Raw genomic sequence first — 8,068 nt, 5'->3', positions numbered from 1 at the left:
CCATACGCCTGTGCAACGACCGCATCAATGGCGGCACGAACGTCCCACCGCTCATCATCACTGGCAAGTACTGGGAAAGTTAGTGGTGCTTTCGATTCCCGCCACTCCTCGCCGACCTGTTCCTTCCATAACGGCAAGTACCCTTCGTGGCTACAAGCTAGGCGGAGTGCGGAATGTGAAGAAAATACTATTGGAACTTTTGGAAAAGGTGTACTATCAAGAATAAACTTGTTTACGCATGAGGCAGTACGCAATCGAAGACAAAAATCGAATGAATATGTATTTCCAATTGCAAGTGTCAGCAGTGAAAAATAGAATGGATGTTTATCAGCATTTTTATCTAGTGGAGCATTATCACTATTAATTGTTCCAGCTGGCAAGATGGAAAAAATTGATGTTCTTTCATTCGTAGCACTTGCAATTTTCCGATATGTCATAGAGTAATGTCGAGCTCTGTTAATCCAAATAGATTTGTCTTTTAACTTAGCGACATTAACAAGAAAACGTGGGCGTTCTTCCCACCTATCAGTAAATTGATGAAACGTCTTTCCTTCATGAAGCGTTAAAAAACCTTGGTTGAGTAATTCACAAGCAATTTCAGGTGTACGTGGGTCTAAGGACTCATCTATCACAGTTGATGTCGGTGAAAATCTTTCAATATCATCCGTGATGTTAAGTTCTCTTCCAAGAAGGATTTTAGAAGAATCACAGTGATGTTTGAAAGAGACACTTGATAAATAACATTGTTCTATAACGTTTAAATCCTCATCATTTTCGAGTTCTAAGAGATTTAAGTAATCGGGTGCGGTCCTTTGCACAAAATCGAGCGAATATTTCAATAGCAATTTCTTGTCTTCAAATAGACGTGAATAGTCTTGCAGATAAAACGCGCAATCAAAATCTGTTGTTTGTCCAAGTGTAGATGCAACGATGGTGGCAAACTTAAAACTAGGATGAATTTCAAACAACTTCTTAGTGTTTTCGAAGGACAAACACTTTTTCAGAGACATATGTTCTAAGTATAACTTCCGAATACCAGTAGCACCTTCGTTCGCATGAAAAGTAGAAGGAATCACAAGTCCTACAAACGCATTCGAACAGAGAATACATGAAGCTTTTTCCATAAACAGACGAAAAGCATCAGGCTTACCAATTGTTTTTTCTCCACCAATTTCTACGATTTGATACTTGTACAATCGATTAAATATGTGCTCATTTCCATAGAATCCGAGTAAATAACTCTCGTATATTTCATTTACATTACTATCAAGAAGTAAAAGATTTTGGATTGCATTACTGTCTTTCTTTGATTTTGTGTTTAGTATTTCAAAGTCAAAAGAAGCGAAAAATGTTTTTGCAAGTGGTAAAAGTTGGTCCCACGGCGGATTCCCTAGCACTACATCAAAGCCACGACGTTCGGTGAGCAGACCCTGTGGATAGAACACTTCAGCAAATTGCAGGTCGTAGGAGAATGCTGGTTTTGTTTCCCCGCTCGTAATCAATGCGACCACTTCGCCACCATCCTCAGGCACCAACGCAACCCCTAACCCCAACGCCATCATTTTTCGCAGAGATTCCGGTAATACGACAGGAAGCGTGCCGGTCTCGGCAACTTCTTTCACCAACTCCTGATATGCGGAATCATCACACCCATTCCGACCTAACATCACCCCGCCCGACCACGCCGCCGCCAATGCCAGGAATGGTGCCAGTGCCTGTTCGAGTTCTTTCGCCAAGCTCTCTTTGGCTGTGATATCCGACGTCTCGAATCCGATATTTTCTTCCAACTTCCGGTTCAGTACCAACGCTTTTTCCAAGGTCAGCGAGAGCTTTTCCCGCAGTCCCTTGCCGAACAAGTCATCTAGCGGTTGTTTGTTACCGGGGTACGTGAGCAGATGTTCGAAGAAGGGACCTGTTAGCGAATTTCCCACCACAAGCCGGTGGTCCATGAACGTCAGTGGTAAACCCTCCGATTGGGTCTCGAGCCACAGTGCCAACTTCGCCAATTCGACCGCGAGCGGATTCAAATCGACCCCATATAGGCAATGTACCGCTACCAACCGCATACAGAGGGCAATCGCTTTCTTTGGCGCTACATCGGTCTCATGGGCAGTCGGAGAGTGACTGGGCAGATACTGCATCAAAGCATCGGATTCGATGGGCAGTGCGTAAATCCGTTGCCGATACTCGTCAGCATCCCGTTGTGCTTTTTCCCGTGCGACAGCATCGGATTTTACTTCGGTATTCGCTTCCGCTTTCGCCGCCCGTTCATCGCAGGTTCGTACCGCTTCATACAACGCCGTCCCCAGGAAGCGACACGCCTCCACCAGGAAGTGACCACTACCCATGGCAGGGTCAAGTATTTTCAATTTCAGTAATTCAGCGGGGTGCGGGTCCTCCTTCGGACTACGTTCCTGAATCAGTGGCGTCAATGTTTCCTGCACCAGAAATTTCACGAACGAATGAGGGGTGTAGTACGAACCGGTCGCTTTCCGACCAATACCGACCCGTAAATAGAACTTTTCCGCAGGGATTTCTTCTATCCACTCCACTTTCACTTTCTTGCGGCTGGAGGTTTCCTCTTCGGCTTCTTCTGGCTCTTCTGGTTCCTCTTCTTCTTCGGTATCACTTTCCGTTACATCCAAAACTGGGGCTACTGCGCGGTAACGCTCCCCTTGTGCCAACGGAACCACCACTTCGAGTTTCTGCCTTCGCAAGCGGCACATGGTTTCCGGTGCTATCCCCGGTTCCAATTCCAATAACGCTTCGTAGACCCGTCCCAACTCTTCTACATCCAGTGAACCGTAATGCACCCGCTGTACGATGTCGCTATTTTTTCGACGTGGTGTCCACAATAGATTTTTCAGCAACAATGCAACGGCACGTTCGCCCCATTTGATTTCGCTTAGAATCGGCGTGACTTCCTTGCCGAACAGTGCACCACCAAGCGGCTTGACATTCAGTTCCTTGCTTTCGATTCCCTCGACAAACATGCGGAAAAGTTGACGGAGCCCCCCCTCCAACATTTCACCGGTCTCTTGTCCATCGAGTTGCTTTGTTGCAAGGTCCGCCAGTAGATGAGATGGAGAGTAAGTTTCCCGCCAGATACGAGAAGATGTAAAGCTGAACTGCTGAGCGAGATTTTCGCTGGATTCCGTTTTCAGGATGAACAATAGGCGATAGACAAGCACCAACCCCTCTTTCCAGAGCAGTTTGGCAAGTTGATTCTTGTCTTCTATCTGGGAGAAGTACTCGCGATTTTCAGGGTGTTCCAGCACCGTCTGAATGAACTGCTCGATGGCTTGCCGTGCCTGAATTCGTAAATCTTTGGTGACCCGTGATTGCTGGAGCCGCGCCTGTTCAATCAGTTCCGGCAGATACTTTAGTCCGGCAGGACTTGCCAGCGCTATCAGCAGTCGATAAGAGTCGGGTACATCACGTTGTTTTCTCCACTCATCCAAATCGAAAATGATGCGGCTTTCTTTTCGTGCCGGGTCATCCAACAACAAGTACAGTTTCGAACCGTTGGTCAATAATGCAAAACGCTCCCCAGTCGCATACAAGACACGCTTGGCAACTTGGAGATAGCTGTAGCGGTATGCATCATTTTTACGGGATGGTGATTCGATATCAGTATTTATCTCCGTCGTCCAGAACCTAAGTCGAGTTGCGGTTGTTTCGTCAATAAGCTGGAACCCGCCGTCTTCAGGTTCTTTCAACGATGTAAACACACCTTCAGCTACTCGCTCGATACTGGTGTATCCCAAGCGAGATTGTAACGGCTCAATGACATGATGTTGTACACGGATACTGCCACTTAGTGAACCCAGTTCTCGCAATTTGCGACGGAACGACTCCCACTTTTGCTTGAGAATTTCTCCGTCTGCGCCAGTTGTTTTCGGCAACAGATTCTTCTTGGTCAGCAGATTTTCCAGTTCAAACTGTACAAACTGAGGTGGAAATGCCGGTCCGGTAATTTCGCAATCGTTCAGACGTAAACTCATGATTGCACCCCCTTCGGCAGAATCATCAATACACCGAGGTGGAACACTTCTGAGGGTTGTAACGCCATCCGAGCAGTCAAATCTTCCATCCGTTTCCGATAAATTCTCAGGACGCCATCCGCTTCACTACGTGACCGTAGATGATTTGACTTGTCGGTAGCAAATCTTGCCAACCGCTCCAGCGGGTCGGTGAGGCTTTGCCATGAGGGGTCGTTCCCGATAGATGTTTGCGATGTCGAACTATCGAACAATCCAGTCTGGGTGGCAGCTTCGATAACAGTACCGGTGATTTCATTCGTCCGCAATCGGAGCCACCGTTCCTGTTCCTGCTTTTCGACTTCCAGTTCGCTCAACCAATCCTTACTGAACTTCTCCACTACTGGTTGCAGATTCAATTTTGCTTGCGCTTTAGCGGAATCCAATGCCGAGTTATACCATGATGAAAAATGATTCGAGTAGACATCTGTCAATCGGATTCCCCGTTCGACATCCGCAAACTTCATCCATTGATCTGGAGTAGAGAAGTACTCCGATTGACCGGTGGCATTGATACGAACCGCAACAACCTGTTCCAATTCCCGACGGGCTTGGCTGTTGACACGACCAAGGAAAGTAAATAGCAATGTCGGTTCAGTAACATCACCTTCTACGGCACTGGCGCGGACATCTTGCAGATTGCTGTCACTACCATAGGAAAGCCGACGCATTTTATCCAATGCGATTCGTACTAAGGGGTGGGCACGTCCCAAGAAACCGACTGCGTGATTGTTGTCGTCATTCATTACATCGACATTACTGGTCAATCGGATAGTACGTGTCGATGCTTCGTAACCAACGGTGTCTTCGGGAATGTTGCGCCATTCATGCGGCAACTCTAATTCAATTACGGCGGGATGGGAGGGGCTTTGCTTTATCCTTCCACCTTCCAACCGGACAGCATCGGAAAGGAATGACAGTAGATTCACATCACTAAGATTGCGACCTTTACGACGAGCGGTTTCGGCATCTAAAAGAGACCCTTCATCTGCATTCGCACCGACATCGCCCAGCCACGAATTGTTTTTAGCTTTGCTCAAGTAGTCGTTAAAGCTTCGGTCGATTTCTTCCAATAGTTCTTTGGTCGCTACATCGGCACCGTCATTCTCATTGCCAGACACATACTCGTTCGGTTCTGCTTCCACATCGAACAATTGGGTTTCAGAATCAACAAGTCCCGATAACAATCGTTCGGGGAAATTGTCGGACATGTTGACATTGCCAAGCGTATTCGGTACAAAGGTCAATTTCGCACGTTGCCGTTCATACTTCTGTATCAAACGCCACAGGATGCGTTCCTCAAAGCTCCGTTTCAGGAACAGGTATCGCACGATGGGTTCATACTTTTGACCGTAGCGGTCAATACGTCCGTTACGTTGTTCAAGGCGATTCGGGTTAAAGGGTAGTTCTAAGTGAATCAGGTGGTGGCACTTCTGATGCAAGTTCAAACCTTCAGCAGCAGCGTCAGTACTGACCAGTATCAGCGGACTTTCTGTACGAAACCGTTCAGTGATTTTAGAGCGGTCTTTATCAGAATCTTCACCGCTCATTTGAATAATCGTTCCGACACTAGCTTTGTTGAGTGCCCGAACGACAGCAGCTTGACTGTCAGTGAATTCGGTATAGATGATGATATTGCTGTCTGGTTCCTCAGTTCGAACCTGTCTGATTTCATCAATCAAGGACATGATTTTTATATCTTCATTGACGGCATTGTCTGCTAGACTAGCAAGCTCCTGTAAAGCTTCGACGACACTGGTTCGCTTGGAAAGAAATCTGGAACCGGAGCGGATGTCTTTTTGCAACTGGGCTAACTGGGCTGTAAGGTCATCGATGGCGATACGCTCCTGCTCGATTTCTTCTTCGGCACTCAGGCTACCGTACCGCTCCATCCGTTTTTGAAAGTCACGTAGGGTCTTTTGCCGTTGTCGTTTTTCGTCCAATGACAGAGACGATTCGCTAACACCCGTCTGCAATCGTTCGAGAATTGTGTTAAGTGTGGAACGACACGCTTCGACAGTGGAGACACTACGCTTCAACAGGGTAAAGAATGCGAGAACATCGCTGTATTGCTTTTTCTTGAACGCTTCCGTTAGCATAGGGACGATGAGTTCAAGAATCGATTTGTGCAGTTCAACGAAATGGGGTGCTACACGATTGGATGCAGAAACCGGAACAGGTTTAACTTTGCGTTCTTGGAACTTCTGTTCTTTAGTAACTGGGTCAACGATATGTTTCTTTAAGCGACGGATAACATGCTTCATGTAGTTGTTACCGCGAAGGTCACCACGACCATCAACTAAAGACGAATCAAGCAATTCGCAGATGGAAGCAAAGGAACGGTCGTTACCGTCATGGGGTGTGGCAGTAAGAAGTAATAAAGCATCAGACCGACGAGAAAGTATCTCTGCTAACCGACGACGTTGCGAACCCTCACGGTCGTTCAAGTCACCGTTATCAGTGCAGTGATGGACTTCGTCAATAACAATGATGTCGTAGTTGGAACGTTCCAAATACTCCAGCATCCGCTCCTGTTTTAGGAAATCCAGTGATGCCAATCCGAATTGAATTTGGTCGAATGGGTTTGCCCCCAGCTCTATCTTTCGCTTGAGGGAGTCGATGTAAAAGCGGTCAATCTTCTCAAATCTCAAACCGAAACGCTCCCGCATTTCCATATTCCACTGTTCCAGCAAGGGACCAGCAGGGGAAACAATCAGTATTCGGTGGGCGATACGGCGCGCAATCAATCCGGTTAGTACTAACCCCGCTTGAATCGTCTTACCAAGACCGACAGAATCAGCAAGTAACAATCGGACGCGACTTGACCGAAGTGCACGAATGACGGGAACTAGTTGGTAGGGCTCAATCTGCAAGCGACCTGGTGTACCTGCGAGAAGTGCATCATTACCGAAGGATTGTTCTAGCAAGAAAGTTTTGTGGTAGATGTTCCAATTGTTAACTGGGGAAGGCTTGTCTGGGGTAATCTCAATCTGAATTCTTGCGACACTTTCGAAGGGTAGCAGATATTCAGTGGTCTGCCCTTTGACGCCACCTTCAAGTCCGCGAAGCGATAGAATGCTGTGTGGAAGTGATGGTTCGAAGGATATCACTTCCCACAAGAGACCCCTTACCCTGACCTGTGTGCCCGGTAGTAGTTCTGACATTGGCTTCCCACGAGTTGTTCTTACAAAAGATATGCATCCATTTCGTCTTTTTTGACATATTCAAGGATAATGAACTAGAATTTGATAATCTAACGAAATCCTCTGCATAGACCAATATCTTAAGGGGTCTTGGGGAAATGATACTGTGCATCCATTCGACTAATCATCCAACCACTCCCTAGCAGAGTTTTGTGTTTGATGGATAGTTTGGATATCAGCAATCCGGACCAAACAAGACATTGTACCCTTGCGATTTAAACCAATCGAGGGTGGCAAGTTCAAGTTCGGATTCCGAAAAAGTCCTAGACATGTGAATCATAGCTCACGAACATATCAACTACCTTCAAATTTCTTAATGATATTTTTCATTCTTTCTAAAGCAAAATACTGAAATTCATCCGTTTCTTTCTGCACTTTTCCTTTGTCATTGTAGTAAGGTACAACACCATAGATTTGTCTGAAGGCTAAGCGAAGAGCACTTTCCAGCTTAAACCAGGTTTTAACTTTCTGCCTAGGTTTACATGTTACTACGCGGACGGTGATTGAGTTAATACCATGATTATTTAGTATCTCATTTGCTCTTTCCGCTACGCTATCAGCTATTCGAGAAAGTCCATTCTCTGTTGTTCCAATATATACTATTCTAGAATCGCCGTAGGAATAGTGATATGGCTTGTTCGCAAGGATTAGATAGACCAACCTATCACTACCAATCGCTACACGAGTTACAGTAACCGCAATGTCTTTATTGAGTTTTACCGTTAGTTTCTTTGAGTTTCCCATTTTCAGACACCTCTTTTAGTAGCGAATGGAGTCGAGATACAGTAGTTTTCTACCTCTTCTACCCACTTGTCATACCAATAT

At 46.2% G+C, this 8,068-nt stretch carries 3 protein-coding genes; all 3 read right to left on the bottom strand.

From position 1 onward, the window contains the following. A partial coding sequence (locus tag OEM52_11880; GenBank protein ID MDK9700836.1) for an N-6 DNA methylase occupies positions 1–4,004 on the bottom strand: 4,004 nt, incomplete at its 3' end. Beyond that, on the bottom strand, positions 4,001–7,204 hold the full coding sequence (locus OEM52_11875; GenBank protein ID MDK9700835.1) for a helicase-related protein: 3,204 nt from the start codon (positions 7,202–7,204) through the stop codon (positions 4,001–4,003). The genes OEM52_11880 and OEM52_11875, both read right to left, overlap by 4 nt. 333 nt (positions 7,205–7,537) lie before the next feature. Beyond that, positions 7,538–7,987 (bottom strand): hypothetical protein, encoded by a 450-nt coding sequence (locus tag OEM52_11870; GenBank protein ID MDK9700834.1) that lies wholly within the window; start codon positions 7,985–7,987, stop codon positions 7,538–7,540. Positions 7,988–8,068: the final 81 nt, after the last annotated feature.

Source organism: bacterium, from assembly GCA_030247525.1.
GTDB lineage: Bacteria > Electryoneota > JAOADG01 > JAOADG01 > JAOADG01 > JAOTSC01.
Note: the sequence above shows the minus strand (reverse complement) of the source record. Positions and strands in the feature narration are given on the sequence as shown.